This is a genomic window from Streptomyces sp. NBC_00670 (assembly GCF_036226765.1).
In the GTDB taxonomy this organism is placed as follows: Bacteria; Actinomycetota; Actinomycetes; order Streptomycetales; family Streptomycetaceae; genus Streptomyces.
This window is the reverse complement of sequence record NZ_CP109017.1, coordinates 6,953,413-6,967,413: the sequence shown is the minus strand read 5'-3', so window position 1 is coordinate 6,967,413 and position 14,001 is coordinate 6,953,413. Positions and strand designations below refer to the sequence as shown.

Genomic DNA, 14,001 nt, shown 5'->3' with positions numbered 1-14,001 from the left:
CACCCCGTTCAGCACTCACCTGGAGCACCGCGTGACCAGTACGACCACCCAACACGAGACGCCGGCCGAGGCCGAGCACGACCACCTGTACGAGGGGAAGACCATCACCCTCGACGAACTCGCCGCCCACCTCTCCTCGGTCGACCTCCTCCTGCGCCAGCTCGCCCGCGCCGCCGAAACACCCGCGACCCCGGTCGAGCTCGAGCCGACCATCGACAGCCTGCGGTCCCTGGCCGGCCAGGCCAAGGAGCACGCGCAGCGCCTCGCCTTCCTGGCGCGCATCGTCGAGGGGGACGTCCCCCTCGCGACCACCTTCCCCGGCGGCGACCCCTGGGGCGCGGCGGCCGTCGACACCGACCGTGACGACTACGGCGGTCCGGCCGTCATCCCGACCCAGTGGCAGCTGATCCGCGTCGCCCGCGACGCCCCGAAGACCGGCGCCACCACCTACCCGGAAGGGATGGCCGCCGTACCGCGGTCGGTCCTGATCGCCTGGGAGTCCAAGACGGCGATGGCCCGCCGCAACCGGGAACGCAACGCCGCGGTGGAGCGCGAGGTCCTCGTCATCGAGTGCGGCCGGTGCGAGGCGCAGCCCGGCGAACAGTGCAAAACCTCGAAGGGCTGGGCAGCCGAGCAGGCACACACCGGGCGGCGGCGGGAGGCCGAGGCACGCGTGGATGCCCGGCTCGGCTACCTCGGCCCGAACCCCGTCGCCCTCCCCGACGCCTGACCCCGGCCCGGCGAACCTCCCGGGCCGGTGGCGCACCGGCCCGGGACGTCGGCAGGGATGAAAGGACGAGACGTGACCACCCCCGACCCGTACGAGGTCAAGGCACGGATGCTGCGCGCCGTGGCCGCCGCCGGCCGTGTCCTGGCCGCGCAGATCGACGTCGCCGCCAACGCTGTCCTCGCGACGCAGTCCATGCGCGCCTGGGCCGCCGCCATGACCACGAGCGAGGCACACGAGGTAGCGGCGCATCCGGATCTGGCCGAGCTGAATGTCCAGATGGACGGCTTCTACGGGCCGTACGAGCCATGAGCGCCTGGACGCGTCTGATGCGGCGCCTGGCACGCCGATGTCCGATCCACGATCGTGCGTCCCCGCACACCGTCGCCCGGCTGGAAGCAGAACTCGGCATCGACACCCCCGCGCCGGGTGAGCAGCCGGGCGGCGGACACGATTTCGTCGCCACGTACACCAACCCGCGGATCATCGACTGCGGACTCGCCTGGTGCCAGCGGCGCCGGACACGCACGTGACCTGCCACCATGCCATATGACCCTTACCACCAGCAGCACACCGGGGACAACGCCGCTCGCCGTGCACCTCGTAGCAGGACTCAACCCGCACGCCCAGGCGGCGGCCGAGGCCGCGAAGCGGGAGGAGCGGGCGCTCCGGTACGAGGCGCTCGTCCGGTGGCTCCAGGTCGATGCCGAGACTGCGGACAGCATCCTGGCCCGAGTACGTGAATCGCCCCTCAGCGGGAACCTGTCGGAGGACGACCTGTACGCGGAGGCGCGCCGTTGCCTGTACGAGCACGTCGCGGGCCACCCGTACGCTCCGTTCGTCCCGTCGGGCATGTTCGACATGCAGTGAGCGGAAGTGTCCGTACGGGCACCTTGACCGCTTTCAAGATCGGGAACGCCTCGAGCGAGCGCCTCGGACTGAGGAGCTGTGCACCGACTCGCTCACCCTGCAGGGGGTGTATGCGACTGCACGAGAGGCCACACCGATGTCTACCTGGACTGTGCATGAGGGCGATGCCCTCACCGTCCTCCCCACCCTGGACACCCCAGTTGACGCGGTCATCTGCGATCCGCCGTACAACTCTGGCGGCCGCACGATGACGGAGCGGACCAGCCGCACCGCCCGCGAGAAGTACCTCACCAACGGTGGCAGACGGCATGGCTTCGACCTGGGCGACTTCACCGGCGAGAACCGAGACCAGCGGTCCTACGCCGCCTGGCTGGCCATGGTCCTCGCTCACGGGTACCGCCTGACCCGCCCCGGCGGGGCGGCGCTAGTCTTCACCGACTGGCGTCAACTCCCCGCTACGACCGACGCGCTGCAGGCCGCCGGCTACACCTGGCGGGGCATCGCCGTCTGGCACAAGCCGATCGCCCGCCCCCAGCCCGGCCGGCTCAAGCAGGACTGCGAGTTCATCGTCTGGGGAAGCCACGGCGCGATGATCCCCGGCAACCAACCCGTCTACCTGCCTGGCCACTTCACTGGCAGCCAGCCACGAGGCCGCGACCGGATCCACATCACCCAGAAGCCGATTGAGGTCATGCAGCAGCTGGTGCGGATCGTGCCGCCCGGTGGGACCGTCCTCGACATGTTCGCCGGGGCTGGCACCACGGGCGTGGCCGCGCTCTTGGAGGACCGCTCCTTCATCGGCGTCGAGCAGTCAGCCACCAACGCCGCCGCAGCGCGTGAGCGGTTGACCGCGGTCGCCCCGCATGCCGGCGCGTAGCCCGTACGGGTGAGTGCGCGCGATCCGCTCATGATGCGGGAACGGTTCTGCCATGCTGAGGTCAGCCTTCTCGCTGGCGGCCTGGTATCCGGCACGGAGCCTCTCCGCGAGCGGCAGGGTGAGCAGCTCCCACATGAAGCGGGTGACGCGAAGAGAAGGGTGTCCGGTCCCGACCTACAAGTCTCGTGACCGGCGGGCTCCGCAAGCCTCAAGAGCGGTCTCTGTCACCCCACCACAGAAGGTTCCCCGGGACCGAGCCACGGCAGGCGGCGCGCCCCGGGGAACCGCCCCAACCGGATGCCGGCCAGCCCTGCGATCCCCCCCCGCAGTAGGCAGGCCGGCATCCGGCATTACCGCATCTGGGATCCATTGCGCCGCAGATCCCGGGAACTGGCGGCCAGGAGAGTCCGCGACCGGCAGGCTGCGGTCCGCTCACGATCACGTCCCCGGGGGATCAATGCGCCGCAACACCGCTGTCGCTCTGACCTGTTCTGCTGTGCTCCTAACCGCCACGGCGTGCACGTCAGAATCGCCGACCTCTGCCAGCGGGGAGGCAGCCACGTACGCTCCCGGCAGCATCGAAGCACGCTGCCGGGCACAGCACTGGCCCCAGCGCATGCCGAACATCTCGAATCAGGCATTCGACCCGGTGAGTAAGCAGTTGCGCTGCTTCGACAACCTCAAGGCCCTGGCTCCGGACGGCCACGACGTCATGAACGCTCCGGCCGACGAAGCCCACTTGTGGACCATGACGACCAGCCACCCGGGCGCCGGTGCCCAGGTACGCCGGACGACGCCCATCACGCTCATGCTCCGTCCCCACGGCATCTGAGCAGCTCCTGACGGAGCGTGTCATTCCACGCCGTCTGTTGCACAATGCGTGACAGGTGCGGCAAGATCGAAGCGCCTTGACGCGGCGCTTCACCGTGACCGGCCTCGCCTCCACGCGGCGGGGCCGTTCGCGTACCCGCCGACTTCCTTCCCGCCCGCCACTCCATGGGGAGGCCCCGCATGCCGACTCCGACCCCGTGTCTCGGCCCCTGCAACACGGCATGGCGACGCGCCGAGCGCGAGCAGCTGGTTCGGACCGAGGACGTCCCGCACGGCATCCCGGTCGTCTGGGGAGAGCCCGTGCACTGCACCGGGTGCGTCGCCCGCGCCCGCCGTCACCTCGCCGAGCTGACCGAGCTCCTGGTCGCCGTCCAGCTCGAGCCGCTCTACGGGCAGCGAGGCGTACCGACCGCGACGCTGAACAGTGCCCCGACCGCGACAACGCCGTGGCCCGGGCAGGCCGCCCGCCTCCTCGTCGACCACATCGCCGGCGGCCTCGCCGAGATCGCCGCCGACACCCGCCGCCTACGCGGCCTGGGCGAGCATCCCGTCCACGAGCCCGGCGTACGCGAGGGCCAGTGGATCAGCAGCACGGTCCGCCTCCTGGACGCCCACGCCGACTGGCTGCTGCAGGAACACCCGCTCGCCACCGAATCCCATGACCCGGTGCGTACCGGCCGCGACGTCACCCCGTCGGGGAACCCAGCCGCGCAGATCGCCGGGTGGCACCGCCAGGCCACCCGCTTCACCGGCCGCGACCAGGCCCCCGAGACGCGACGGTTCGCTCCCTGCCGACGGTGCGGCGGCCCCTGGCTCACCGAGTCCCGCGACCTGCGCCTCGTCGACGACCAGCCCTACATCGAGTGCCAGGATCCCGACTGCGGACTCCTGATGACCCACCAGGAGTACAGCCGCTACGTCCGCGGCCTCGCCGCCGACGCCGCCGCGGAGCAGCGCGAGTGCGACGCGCCGGAAGAAATCGCAGCTTGACGCGCTGCGCGTCACGCATGATGCTGAGCGCGGATCAGTGCGTCCACATCCAGAAGGCCTCGCAGCGTGCGGGGCCTTTGCCATGCCCCCCCTCTTCGTGCGCGCACCGGAGGTGCCCCCTCATGGATCTCAGCGGCGACCTCCAGACCACGCTGTGGACCACGGCCCAGGCCGCTGAAGCCGCCGGCGTCGAGGCCAACGTCATCAGGAACTGGAAGTACCGAGGCCACCTCAAGCAGGCGCGGAACGCCCGCGGCAACCTGCTGCGCAACGCGGCGGGCCAGCCACTGTTCCGCGCGATCGACGTCATCCGCGCCGAGAAGGCCACGCGCGAGCGGGCGCGCCGTACCTACCGGATGCCCGTAGCCGCCGCGCGCTGACCACTACCGCCGTCCCCTCCACGATCTCCCGCCCGGTGGCGCGCCAGCCACCAGGTGGGACGGACCGCCGCCAGCGGCGCTGAGGGTCGCCGCCCGGCGGCGGTCCACCCCCCTGTTCTTGCCGCCAGGCCGAGGCCCCCCGCCCCCGGGGGCCGCTTCCGGCTCCTGGACCGGCGAGCGCGGCCCACCGGGGACAGGGGCCGCGGACCGGCTCGGCGTGAGCGGACGCGCCGAGCCGGCCACACCTACTCCTCTCGCGGACCAGGCGTGCACGGGCCCTGCCCGCGAGAGGCCAGCCAGCCCACAGCACAAGACGGGGTGAGCGGGGATGCAGGAGCACACGGTGCAGCAGCTCGCCGCCGGACCCCGCGCCGGAGCCTGGGTCTACAGCGGCGGCGGCGACCGCGACGGCCGGTACATCGAGTGCTGCGCCGACGCCGCACGCAAAGTGATGGCGCTCCCGGTGGGACGCCGGACTGCCAGTCCGGACTGGCAGGACATCGGCCACCCCACCCCCGAGGCGGCGTACGCGCACATGCGGGCCGTCCTCCTCGACCGGCTTGTCCTGTCCAAGGAGATGGCCGGCTGGTCTGGCTGCCAGGCACCCGAGGGCGACGGCATCTGCAACACCCCGACGACGAAGCATGCCGTGCTGCCCGGGCTGGTCTTCCACGCGCCGCTGTGCGATGCCCACCGCACCCGCCAGACCGTTGAGGCGATGTGGGACGGCCCCGGCGACCGCATCAGCTCCTGGTAGCCCGTGGCGCGCCCTCATCGTCCGCCCGAACCACCCGATGGAGACCGCCCATGCCCGAACAACTCACCCCACCGCGGGCGCCGGCGTCCGCACTCGAGGCCGCCCAGCTCCTCGTCGACCAGGGCGAGCACGTGCACTACGTCGCCGAAAGCCAGTCCCTCTGCCTGTCCGCCCACTGCCCACCGGACCCGGTATGAGACCGGTCGTGCAGACGATCTTCCACGACGATCCCGACGGCCGCCCCGGGAACTGCCTCCAAGCCTGCATCGCCAGCCTCCTGGACTTGCCGCTCGACGACGTCCCCCACTTCCTGCTCCACGCCGACTGGACCGCCGCTCTCCAGGAGTTCGTCACCGCGCACGGCCACCGGCTGCGCATGCAGCCACCCGACACGCACTGCGCGTACGGCATGGCCTGGGGGCCCTCCGAGCGCGGCGTACGGCACGCCGTCGTCTGGGCCGACGGACACATGGCCCACGACCCCCACCCCTCCCGCGCCGGTCTGCTCCACGTGACCGAGCTGCTCACCCTCACCCCGCTCCCGTAACCCGGAGCACCGCCCGCATGTCCTGGAGGACCCTCCATGCTCCAGCCGCCGCCCGGCCCCGCCGTGTTCTGGCCACCCTCGGCACCGCAGATCGGCCATCGCGTCTTCTACCGCCTCAGCGCCGCCGACGTCCGCCTCATCACCCGGCAGCGCATGCCCCTCGGAATCCGCGCCGCCGCTGTCCGTACGGACGATGTCCTGCCCGCGGTCATCGTCCGCGTCAGCGGCGACGGACCCCAAGCCCCGTGCAACCTTTCGGTGTTCCTCGACGGGCCGGACCAGTACTGGGCGCAGCAGGCCGTCTGCGGTGAGACGGCGGGCTGCTGGGCGTGGCCGACCAGTCCGGGAGTCTGAGATGGCCTCCATCTGCTCCACCGTCCTCTTGCCGTGCCCGGTGTGCGAGGAACCCATCCGGCTCGAGGTCGCCCCCGGGCGGATCGTCGATGGCGCGCTGCAGTTCACCATCAAGGGCGATGCCCTCCGGGAGCACCTGCAGCAGGCACACCCGCAGCCCAAGCCGCGGTCGGTCACGCTCGAGGCGGCCGGCTCCGCACCTTCTCCGGGCGCAATCACGGTGCACGTCCACCAGCCGCCGCCGGACGACGGTGGGGCGCTGTCCGCCGCATACCGCCGCACCGTGGCGGAGCGGTGGAGGCGAGTCTGATGGGGCGTGCCCGGCGGCGCCAGCAGCGCCGGCAGACAGTCAAGTACCTCTTGGACGGGGCGCCGCGGGAGGCGGTGTGCGGGCAGGCCAAGGCCGCCGCCCGGGCGCGCGCCGCCCGTACCGCCCCCGCGCCGGAGGGCCCGCCGAAGGGCGATCGGAGCGTGAAGGAAGCAGCCCGGCAGATGCAGGCCGCTACCGGGCGCCCCTACGGGGAGTGCCTCGCCCAGATCAGAGCAGAACGCGCCGCCCCGCCCCAGCGCAACGGTGAGGGCGGTGAACCGTGAGCCGATCCCGTGCGGACGTGCCGCACTCCAGTGAGCTGCGCATGGTCATCCGGCGCGCCGACGGCACCGTCGTCGACCACGGGGTCGTCGCCGCGCAGTACGCGAGCCGCTGGCGGCAGGCATGGTGGCAACTGGTCGGCCGGCACCGCGCCCGGCGACGCATCGCCCGTTCCAACCGCAACCGAAGGAGCATGAGATGAGCGCCGTCGTCACCGCCAAGGGGCGGGAGATCATCGCCAGCCGTATGAAGGGCTCCACGCCCTCGCAGGCCGAGCCGCTCAACCTGGCCTGGGGGAACAACCCCGCCGGCCTCACCGCGAGCGACAAGGATGTGGCGCTGTTCAAGGAGGCGTCGGAGTCGCGGGTGGCGGGGACGTCGTCCATCGTCACGACGACCACCCCGAACGACACCTACCAGGTCACCGGCACGTTCACGTCGGGCAGTTCGCAGTCGATCGCGGAGGTCGCGCTGTCGGACTCCGCGTCCAAGCCGACCGCGGTCGACAGCGTGCAGGCCGGGTCCGCCATGATCGGCTCCACCTCGGCGACCACGCTCGTCGTGGCCAACGGGGCGAACTTCTCGACGAACCAGTACATCCAGATCCGCACCGAGGTCATGAAGATCACGGGCATCAGCACCAACACGCTGACCGTGACGCGCGCGCAGAACGGGTCGACGGCGATCTCCACCATCGCCTCGGGCGACGTCGTCACCGGCGGCAACATCCCCGGCGTCTCCAACGTCACCAACGGCAGCCTGGCCTTCCACGCCGAACACGGCGCCCAGAACCTCGCCTCCGGCGACCAGGTCGCCTACACCCTCAGCATCCGCTTCTCCTGACCAGCTGCTAGCCACACAGACAGGGGGCAGCTGTGGCCAGGTTGTGGACGTGCGGGTTCGAGCTGCAATCGGCCACCGGCGGGGTCGAAGTCTCAGAGGTATCGGCGAGCGCGCCGACGCTCTCGACCACGGTGCACCGGGCCGGTACGGCGTCGATGCGGTTCAACCCGTCAGCCACCGTCCAGTACGCCAGCCACCAGTTCGCCGCCACCTCGTTCGTCGGGCACGTCTACTTCCGGATCTACCTGTACGTGGCGACGATGCCGACCGTCGACACGATCATCCTGGCCTCCTGCGACGACCTCGGCACCAGCGCGGGCCGCTCACCGCGACTCTTCCTCAAGACGAACGGACAGCTCCAGACCTCAACGGGATCAGGGTCCTCCCACACCTACGTGGGCGGGTCCTCGGCGACGCTGAGCACAGGCCAGTGGTACCGGGTGGAGCTGGAGTACGACTCCGCCAACGACATCCAGCACGCCTACCTCGACGGCACCGACTTCTCCGGCGCCGTCTCCGGCGTGGGGTTCACCAGCTTCGAGAACTGCGTGATCCGCTTCGGCGCCTTCACCGACGCCCCCGCCGGCTCCACCAGCTGTGACCTGTACATCGACGACGTCGCCGTCAACGACAACACCGGCTCGGCACAGAACGGCCTGCCGGGCGCGGGCAACATCGTGCACATGGTCCCGGCCGCGGCCGGCGACAACAACGCGTGGGCCACAGCCGTCGGCGGCACCGCAGGCACTGCGAACAACTACACGAGGGTCAACGAGGTCCCGCCGAACGACTCGACCAGCTACAACCAGACCACCGCGACCGGCACCGCGACGATCGACGACTTCGCGGTCTCCTCACCGGCCACCGCCGGAATCGGCGCCGCCGACGCGATCTCCCTGGTCCAGGTCGGCGCCCGTGTCGGCTCGAGCGCGACGACCACTGCCTCCGTCGTCTACCGCATCAAGTCCCAGACCGTCGGCACCGTACTCGAAGGCACCTCGGTCACCGTCAACCTCAACGGCTGGGCCACGCACACCAACAACGCCATCCGGCCGTACCAGCTCACCTCGTACACCGACCCGCAGGCCGGCGGCGCGTGGACGACGTCCTTGCTGAGTACTGCCCAGATCGGTTACCGCACGGACGTCTCCCAGTCCAGTACCCGCCGGGTCACCGCGCTCTGGGCGCTCGTCGAGTTCATCCCGAGCCAGACCACCCAGATCAGCCTCGGTGCGACCACCGCGCTCACTGCTGCCCCGGGTCGCTCGGCGGCACTGGCGAGAACCTCCACCACGTCCACTGTCGGAGCCGGCCGGCGGCAAGCCCGAATGCCGCGCGCCGTGACGTGCACCCCCAGCCCGGCAGCGAGACGGACGGGGGCCATTCCCCGGGCCGGTGTCGTCGCCACCGCGGCGTCGACCAGGCGCAGCGTGACGCTCGCCGTGCTTGCCGCGCTCGCCCAGACCGTCGGTGCCCTGCGCCGGTCGACGGCACGCACCCTTGTGGCCGTGGCGTCCATGGCGCCCGCGATCCGGCGTAGCAGTGCCCTCACCGGGCTGCCGGCCCTCGTGGGGGCGGTGCCGGGCGCCGGTCGGCGGCTGGCGCTGCCGTACGCGGCGGGCGTCGCGGGGCAGGGCACTGTCGCACGGACCGGCCGGGTACAGCGGGCAGCGGCGGCTGTCACGGCGGCCGGCATGGACTTCGGCCGCCGGATCACCGTCGCGGTTCAGGCCGCCCTGGCCACCGCGTCCCGTCTGGCGCGCGGGGTCGGCGTCGCGCGCCAATCGCCCGTGGCCAGTGACGCCTTGGCTGCCAGGCGGACGGGTCTGGTGCGGACCGTGGCGGTCGCGGCCGCCGGCAGCGCGGCCAGAGCCGGGCAACTGGTCCGCGCTGCCGTTCTCCAGCCGGCCGCCGGGCAGAGCCGCAGGACGTCCCTGGCCCGCCCCGCGCAGGTGACCGTCGGCGCCGGTTGGCCTCTGCGCCGGACCAGGCTGACCGAGGCCGCCACCCTCACCGTGAGCGGCCACACGTCCCGTATCCTCGCCGTCGCCCGGGCCGCTCTCGTCACCGCCGGCCAGGCCATGCAGCGCACGACCGGCCTGGCCCGGATCACGGCCGCCGGCGCGAGCGGGGCAGTCGGCCGGACGCTCGCCCTGAGCGCGCACCGCGCCACCGCGCTCCTGAGTGCGGCCGCGTCACGCGGCACCTCCTACAGCCGTGAGCTGGCGGCCGAGGTACAGACCGTCGCCGCCTCAACGATCAGCCAGGTCGCCCGCGGCGTCATGCTGGCCGCCGACGTCGCCACGGCCGCCCTCACGGCCCGCGCCGGCCGCCTCTACACCGCGGCCCTCCTCGCTCCGGCAGGGGTGGTCCGGCGGGCAGCGGGCATGCGTGCCACGGCCACCGCCGTGACCAGCACGGCGGCCGGCCGGCTGACAGACCTCGCTGCCCGGGCCGTCACGGCTCTCGCCGCCGGGACCGCCCGGCGTACCGGGCTCGCCCGGGCCGGTGAGACGGGCGCTGCCGGCGGTGCGGGCCGGGCTGTGCTCCTCGTCCAGCAGGCCACCACCGCAGCGACGGGAGCGACCCGACGCGCCTCCGCTCTGACACGGCGCGCAGTCCTACTCCTGACGGCCGGGGCTGGCCGGGGCGCACGGCTGGGGGCGGCGGCCGCCGTCGCGGCAGCAGGCGCGCTGCGGCGGTCGACCGGCTTGCTGCGGTCCGTGTCCGTCCACGCCGACGCCACCGCGCAGCGCGGGGGCACCGTCGGCCTGATGGCCACGCTCACCACCCCCGTGAGGCTGGCCCGTGCCGTCGCGCTCCAGCGGGTCGCGACGAGCGTCACCACCGTCGTCGCGCGGCGCGCGGGTGCTCTCGCCCGGGCCACGACGTCCGGCGCCGTGGCGCGGGCCACCCGTGCGTTCGGCCACGCCTTCGCTGCTGCCGTATCCCTGTCCGGCAGTGCCGTAGTGGAGGGGGCGGCCCGCCTGGCCATCCAGGCGGCGGTCACGGTCGGCGGCGCAGTGGGCCGTGGCATCGCGCTGTGGTGCCCTGCTGGAGTGACGACGGCGGCCGGCCGGGCCCGCCGCACCTCCCTGGCCGCGTACCAGGCGGTGGTCCTCGCCGTGGCCGACAGCCGCTCGGGCCGCTACTTCACGCTCGTTTTGCAGACCGTCGCCGAACTCGCGGGCGCCCTGGCCGCGGTGCGCGGCAACCTCCGCCGCCTGGCCATCGCCGTACGCGGCCCGTTCACCCGCTGGCGCGCTGATGACCGCCCGGGCCGCTGGCGGTCCCGGCTCACCGGGGGTCGCTGGGACGCCGACAACTGACCCTAGGACGGGGTGGCTGTGCAGAGCATCGACCGTGACTCCCGGGAGTACGTCCAGGCCGAGGTCACCGCCACCGTGCAGGGCCAGCCGTACGACCCGACCACGGACGTCGTCGAGTTCGCCGTCACCGAGATCGGCGCCCGCCCCGACGTCTGGTACCCGGGCGGCTGGGACGGCACCCAGCCCATCGTCGGCACCACCGGCACCTACCGCGCCCAGTTCCTCGTCGGCCCCGGCAGCACGGGCCCCACCCTCACCCGGGGCCGCTACACGGTGTGGATCCGCATCACCGACAACCCGGAACAGCCCGTCATCCCCGTCGGGCAACTCACCGTCACCTAGCAACCGAGGAGGCAGGCGTGGTCACCCTCACCCCGCCCGAACCCCACCAGCCCACCCCCACCCCGGCCCCGGGGCTGCCGGTTCCCTCCGGGCCCGCCTGCGTCCTGTGCGGGACCGCAGCCGTCGTCCACTGGCAGCGCCGCCCCACCGACGACGAACTCGCCGCCCACCACGACCTCCTGCAGCAGCGGCACGCCCGGGCACGCGCCCTCGCCGACCCCCAGCACGCGCTCCCCGAGCCCCCACCGCTGCCCGGGTCGCAGGAGCTGACGCAGACGGTCTACGCCTGCGGACCGCACGCCATCACCCTCGACGCCGCCGCCCGCATCCACCTCTCCTCCTGCACCGCCCCCAACGAGGCCGACCTCCCCGGCTGCGACTGCACCCCCGAACCACTCCCGCCGATCGAGGAACTCCCCGGCGAGCAGCCGCAGCAACTGCCGGAGCACTGGGTGCCGGGTGGCCAGTGATGGCCAACCACACGAACAACCTCGCGACGCCGACGGAGAAGCGGCGCTGCACCGCGCACAAGAAGACCAAGGACGGCTCGAAGGGGCCCCGCTGCAAGGCGTGGGCCCTCAAGGGCCAGACCGTCTGCCGCGTCCACGGCGGCGCGGCCCCGCAGAACCTCGCCGCCGGCGAACGCCGTGTCACCGAGCAGCGCCTGGAGGAGGAGACCCGCCGGGCCCTGGCCCGCCTGGACGTCCCCGCGGTCGAGAACCCGCTCACCGCCCTGTCGGAGCTTGCCGGACAGGTCATCGCGTGGAAGGACGCCCTGGCCGAGCGGGTCAACGAGCTGCGCTACATCCGCTACAGCGACGAGAAGGGCGCCGAGCAGCTGCGTTCGGAGGTCGCGCTGTATGAGCGGGCGATGGACCGCAGTGTCACGGTGCTGGGCACGATCGGCCGGCTCCGGATCGACGAGCGGCTCGCCGCGATCAGCGAGCAGCAGGCGAACATCGTGATCGGGGCGATCGAGGCCGCGCTCGCTCATGCCGGTGTGACGGGGCCAGCCGCCTCGGCGGCCAAGGCCGTGGCGGCCCGGCACCTGCGGGCGGTGTAGGCGAGGTCTGGCCGTGGACTTCCTCGCTCTCGCCGCGGACCGGATCGACGAAGACCTGGAGCGGGAGCGGAAGGCCGAGACGTACGCGGCGCAGCCGGGCGAGTGGGCGCGCGACAAGCTCGGTGAGCACCTGTGGTCCAAGCAGCTCGAGATCGCCGAGTCCGTGCGGACGAACCGGTTCACGGCCGTCCACTCCTGCCACGGCTCCGGCAAGAGCTTCAGCGCGAGCCGGCTGGTGTGCTGGTGGCTGGACACCCACCCGCCCGGCCAGGCGCGCGTGGTCACCACGGCGCCGACCGGGGACCAGGTCAAGGCGATCTTGTGGTCCGAGATCAACGGCGCCTGGGTGAAGGCCGAGCAGCGCGGCGAGCTCTTCATCGGCCGGGTCAACGAGACCGACTGGAAGTACGGCAAGCAGCTGATCGCCTTCGGCCGCAAGCCGTCCGACTACAACCCTCACGCCTTCCAGGGCATCCACGCCAAATTCGTCCTCGTGATCCTGGACGAGGCGTGCGGGGTGAACAAGCAGTTCTGGACCGCCGCCATGTCCATCGCGACGGGCGAGCACTGCCGGATCCTCGCGATCGGCAACCCCGACGACCCGGGCTCCCATTTCGCCCGCGTGTGCCAGCCGGGCTCGCGCTGGAACACCATCCACATCAGCACGTTCGACACCCCCAACTTCACCGGCGAGCCCGTGCCGGACGAGCTGCGGCCGAGTCTGGTCAGCCAGGCCTACGTCGACGACATGCGCGACGAGTTCGGCGAGACCTCCCCGACCTACATCAGCAAGGTGCTGGGTGAGTTCCCGGACGAGGCCGAGGACGGCGTCGTCCGCCTCTCCGCCCTGCGCGCCTGCCACGCCGAGCGTGAGGAGACGCGGCCGGCCGCGGAGCAGGTGCCGCACGAGCTCGGCATCGACATGGGCGGGGGCGGCGACGAGACCGTCGTCTGGGAGCGCCGCGGGATGGTCGTCGGCCGCCGGTGGGGGTTCCGGGAGAAGGACCCGGTCAAGGCGACCGCGCGCCTCCTGGAGATCATTCAGCAGGTCAAGCCGACCGCCGTGAAGATCGACTCCATCGGGATCGGCTGGGGCATCGCCGGCAACCTCCGGGAGAAGGGCCTCAGGGGCGAGCACCAGGCCGTCATCGTCCCGGTGAACGTCTCCGAGAAGTCGTCGGAGCCGGAGAAGTTCCCGCGCCTGCGGTCGGAGATCTGGTGGCGTGTGGCCCGGCAGTTGTCGGAGGACCGGTCCTGGGACCTGTCCGAGCTGGAGGAGAAGCACCGCGAGCAGCTCGTCACACAGCTCACCGCCCCGAAGTACAGCATCGACGCGGCCGGCCGGACCGTCGTCGAGCCCAAGGACGAGACGAAGAAACGCCTCGGCCGCTCCCCGGACGACGCCGACGCCCTCATCCTCGCGTTCTACACCCCGCCCGGCGGCGCCGAGCAGTCCATGGACTGGCTCCGCGAGTACGCCGCCGCCTGACCCTCCAAGG

General features: G+C 72.2%; 21 protein-coding genes. All 21 read left to right on the top strand.

The features are described from left to right. Positions 1-31 precede the first annotated feature (31 nt). The 21 genes from OIE12_RS30570 to OIE12_RS30470 all read left to right on the top strand — a co-directional run bounded on the left by OIE12_RS30570 (position 32) and on the right by OIE12_RS30470 (position 13,991). A complete protein-coding gene (locus OIE12_RS30570; RefSeq protein WP_329140942.1) occupies positions 32-730 on the top strand; it encodes a zinc finger domain-containing protein in 699 nt (232 codons plus the stop codon). A 57-nt stretch (positions 731-787) separates the two neighbouring features. Then, complete coding sequence (locus tag OIE12_RS30565; RefSeq protein WP_329140940.1) at positions 788-1,039, top strand: hypothetical protein; 252 nt, start codon at positions 788-790, stop codon at positions 1,037-1,039. Beyond that, complete coding sequence (locus OIE12_RS30560) at positions 1,036-1,260, top strand: hypothetical protein (RefSeq protein ID WP_329140937.1); 225 nt, start codon at positions 1,036-1,038, stop codon at positions 1,258-1,260. The genes OIE12_RS30565 and OIE12_RS30560 overlap by 4 nt, the downstream gene beginning before the upstream one ends. A gap of 16 nt (positions 1,261-1,276) precedes the next feature. Then, entirely contained in the window at positions 1,277-1,597 is a 321-nt protein-coding gene (locus tag OIE12_RS30555; RefSeq protein ID WP_329140936.1) for a hypothetical protein, read from the top strand. A 136-nt stretch (positions 1,598-1,733) separates the two neighbouring features. After that, a complete protein-coding gene (locus tag OIE12_RS30550; RefSeq protein ID WP_329140933.1) occupies positions 1,734-2,474 on the top strand; it encodes a DNA-methyltransferase in 741 nt (246 codons plus the stop codon). Positions 2,475-3,123: 649 nt separating this feature from the next. Next, positions 3,124-3,306 (top strand): hypothetical protein, encoded by a 183-nt coding sequence (locus tag OIE12_RS30545; protein ID WP_329140931.1) that lies wholly within the window; start codon positions 3,124-3,126, stop codon positions 3,304-3,306. A 179-nt stretch (positions 3,307-3,485) separates the two neighbouring features. Further along, the gene (locus OIE12_RS30540) at positions 3,486-4,295 is read left to right on the top strand and encodes a hypothetical protein (protein ID WP_329140929.1); all 810 of its coding nucleotides are present in this window, start codon (positions 3,486-3,488) and stop codon (positions 4,293-4,295) included. A 122-nt stretch (positions 4,296-4,417) separates the two neighbouring features. Next, positions 4,418-4,675 (top strand): hypothetical protein, encoded by a 258-nt coding sequence (locus OIE12_RS30535; RefSeq protein ID WP_329140927.1) that lies wholly within the window; start codon positions 4,418-4,420, stop codon positions 4,673-4,675. Positions 4,676-5,003: 328 nt separating this feature from the next. Continuing rightward, the gene (locus OIE12_RS30530; protein ID WP_329140925.1) at positions 5,004-5,432 is read left to right on the top strand and encodes a hypothetical protein; all 429 of its coding nucleotides are present in this window, start codon (positions 5,004-5,006) and stop codon (positions 5,430-5,432) included. 50 nt (positions 5,433-5,482) lie between these two features. Further along, the gene (locus tag OIE12_RS30525; RefSeq protein ID WP_329140923.1) at positions 5,483-5,629 is read left to right on the top strand and encodes a hypothetical protein; all 147 of its coding nucleotides are present in this window, start codon (positions 5,483-5,485) and stop codon (positions 5,627-5,629) included. 8 nt (positions 5,630-5,637) lie between these two features. Then, positions 5,638-5,979: a hypothetical protein gene (locus tag OIE12_RS30520; RefSeq protein ID WP_329140922.1), complete on the top strand. Its 342-nt coding sequence runs from the start codon at positions 5,638-5,640 to the stop codon at positions 5,977-5,979. Positions 5,980-6,015: 36 nt separating this feature from the next. After that, entirely contained in the window at positions 6,016-6,333 is a 318-nt protein-coding gene (locus OIE12_RS30515; protein WP_329140920.1) for a hypothetical protein, read from the top strand. Position 6,334: 1 nt separating this feature from the next. Next, on the top strand, positions 6,335-6,643 hold the full coding sequence (locus tag OIE12_RS30510; protein ID WP_329140918.1) for a hypothetical protein: 309 nt from the start codon (positions 6,335-6,337) through the stop codon (positions 6,641-6,643). Beyond that, the gene (locus OIE12_RS30505) at positions 6,643-6,927 is read left to right on the top strand and encodes a hypothetical protein (protein ID WP_329140916.1); all 285 of its coding nucleotides are present in this window, start codon (positions 6,643-6,645) and stop codon (positions 6,925-6,927) included. The genes OIE12_RS30510 and OIE12_RS30505 overlap by 1 nt, the downstream gene beginning before the upstream one ends. Further along, positions 6,924-7,127, top strand: coding sequence for a hypothetical protein (locus OIE12_RS30500; RefSeq protein WP_329140914.1), 204 nt, complete (start codon positions 6,924-6,926; stop codon positions 7,125-7,127). Before OIE12_RS30505 ends, OIE12_RS30500 begins: the two co-directional genes overlap by 4 nt. Continuing rightward, positions 7,124-7,768: a hypothetical protein gene (locus OIE12_RS30495; RefSeq protein ID WP_329140912.1), complete on the top strand. Its 645-nt coding sequence runs from the start codon at positions 7,124-7,126 to the stop codon at positions 7,766-7,768. Before OIE12_RS30500 ends, OIE12_RS30495 begins: the two co-directional genes overlap by 4 nt. A gap of 131 nt (positions 7,769-7,899) precedes the next feature. After that, positions 7,900-11,097: a hypothetical protein gene (locus OIE12_RS30490; protein WP_329140910.1), complete on the top strand. Its 3,198-nt coding sequence runs from the start codon at positions 7,900-7,902 to the stop codon at positions 11,095-11,097. A 12-nt stretch (positions 11,098-11,109) separates the two neighbouring features. Next, positions 11,110-11,439, top strand: coding sequence for a hypothetical protein (locus tag OIE12_RS30485; protein ID WP_329140908.1), 330 nt, complete (start codon positions 11,110-11,112; stop codon positions 11,437-11,439). Positions 11,440-11,456: 17 nt separating this feature from the next. After that, positions 11,457-11,909: a hypothetical protein gene (locus OIE12_RS30480; protein ID WP_329140907.1), complete on the top strand. Its 453-nt coding sequence runs from the start codon at positions 11,457-11,459 to the stop codon at positions 11,907-11,909. After that, the gene (locus OIE12_RS30475; RefSeq protein ID WP_329140904.1) at positions 11,909-12,502 is read left to right on the top strand and encodes a hypothetical protein; all 594 of its coding nucleotides are present in this window, start codon (positions 11,909-11,911) and stop codon (positions 12,500-12,502) included. The genes OIE12_RS30480 and OIE12_RS30475 overlap by 1 nt, the downstream gene beginning before the upstream one ends. A 13-nt stretch (positions 12,503-12,515) precedes the next feature. Next, a complete protein-coding gene (locus tag OIE12_RS30470) occupies positions 12,516-13,991 on the top strand; it encodes a hypothetical protein (protein WP_329140902.1) in 1,476 nt (491 codons plus the stop codon). The last annotated feature ends 10 nt before the right edge of the window (positions 13,992-14,001 follow it).

Coding starts and splice junctions, on each gene's coding strand:
- OIE12_RS30540 (WP_329140929.1), top strand. CDS start 3,486: ATGCCGACTCCGACCCCGTGTCTCGGCCCCTGCAACACGGCATGGCGA.
- OIE12_RS30525 (WP_329140923.1), top strand. CDS start 5,483: ATGCCCGAACAACTCACCCCACCGCGGGCGCCGGCGTCCGCACTCGAG.
- OIE12_RS30510 (WP_329140918.1), top strand. CDS start 6,335: ATGGCCTCCATCTGCTCCACCGTCCTCTTGCCGTGCCCGGTGTGCGAG.
- OIE12_RS30555 (WP_329140936.1), top strand. CDS start 1,277: ATGACCCTTACCACCAGCAGCACACCGGGGACAACGCCGCTCGCCGTG.
- OIE12_RS30495 (WP_329140912.1), top strand. CDS start 7,124: ATGAGCGCCGTCGTCACCGCCAAGGGGCGGGAGATCATCGCCAGCCGT.
- OIE12_RS30505 (WP_329140916.1), top strand. CDS start 6,643: ATGGGGCGTGCCCGGCGGCGCCAGCAGCGCCGGCAGACAGTCAAGTAC.
- OIE12_RS30550 (WP_329140933.1), top strand. CDS start 1,734: ATGTCTACCTGGACTGTGCATGAGGGCGATGCCCTCACCGTCCTCCCC.
- OIE12_RS30560 (WP_329140937.1), top strand. CDS start 1,036: ATGAGCGCCTGGACGCGTCTGATGCGGCGCCTGGCACGCCGATGTCCG.
- OIE12_RS30535 (WP_329140927.1), top strand. CDS start 4,418: ATGGATCTCAGCGGCGACCTCCAGACCACGCTGTGGACCACGGCCCAG.
- OIE12_RS30475 (WP_329140904.1), top strand. CDS start 11,909: ATGGCCAACCACACGAACAACCTCGCGACGCCGACGGAGAAGCGGCGC.
- OIE12_RS30530 (WP_329140925.1), top strand. CDS start 5,004: ATGCAGGAGCACACGGTGCAGCAGCTCGCCGCCGGACCCCGCGCCGGA.
- OIE12_RS30565 (WP_329140940.1), top strand. CDS start 788: ATGAAAGGACGAGACGTGACCACCCCCGACCCGTACGAGGTCAAGGCA.
- OIE12_RS30515 (WP_329140920.1), top strand. CDS start 6,016: ATGCTCCAGCCGCCGCCCGGCCCCGCCGTGTTCTGGCCACCCTCGGCA.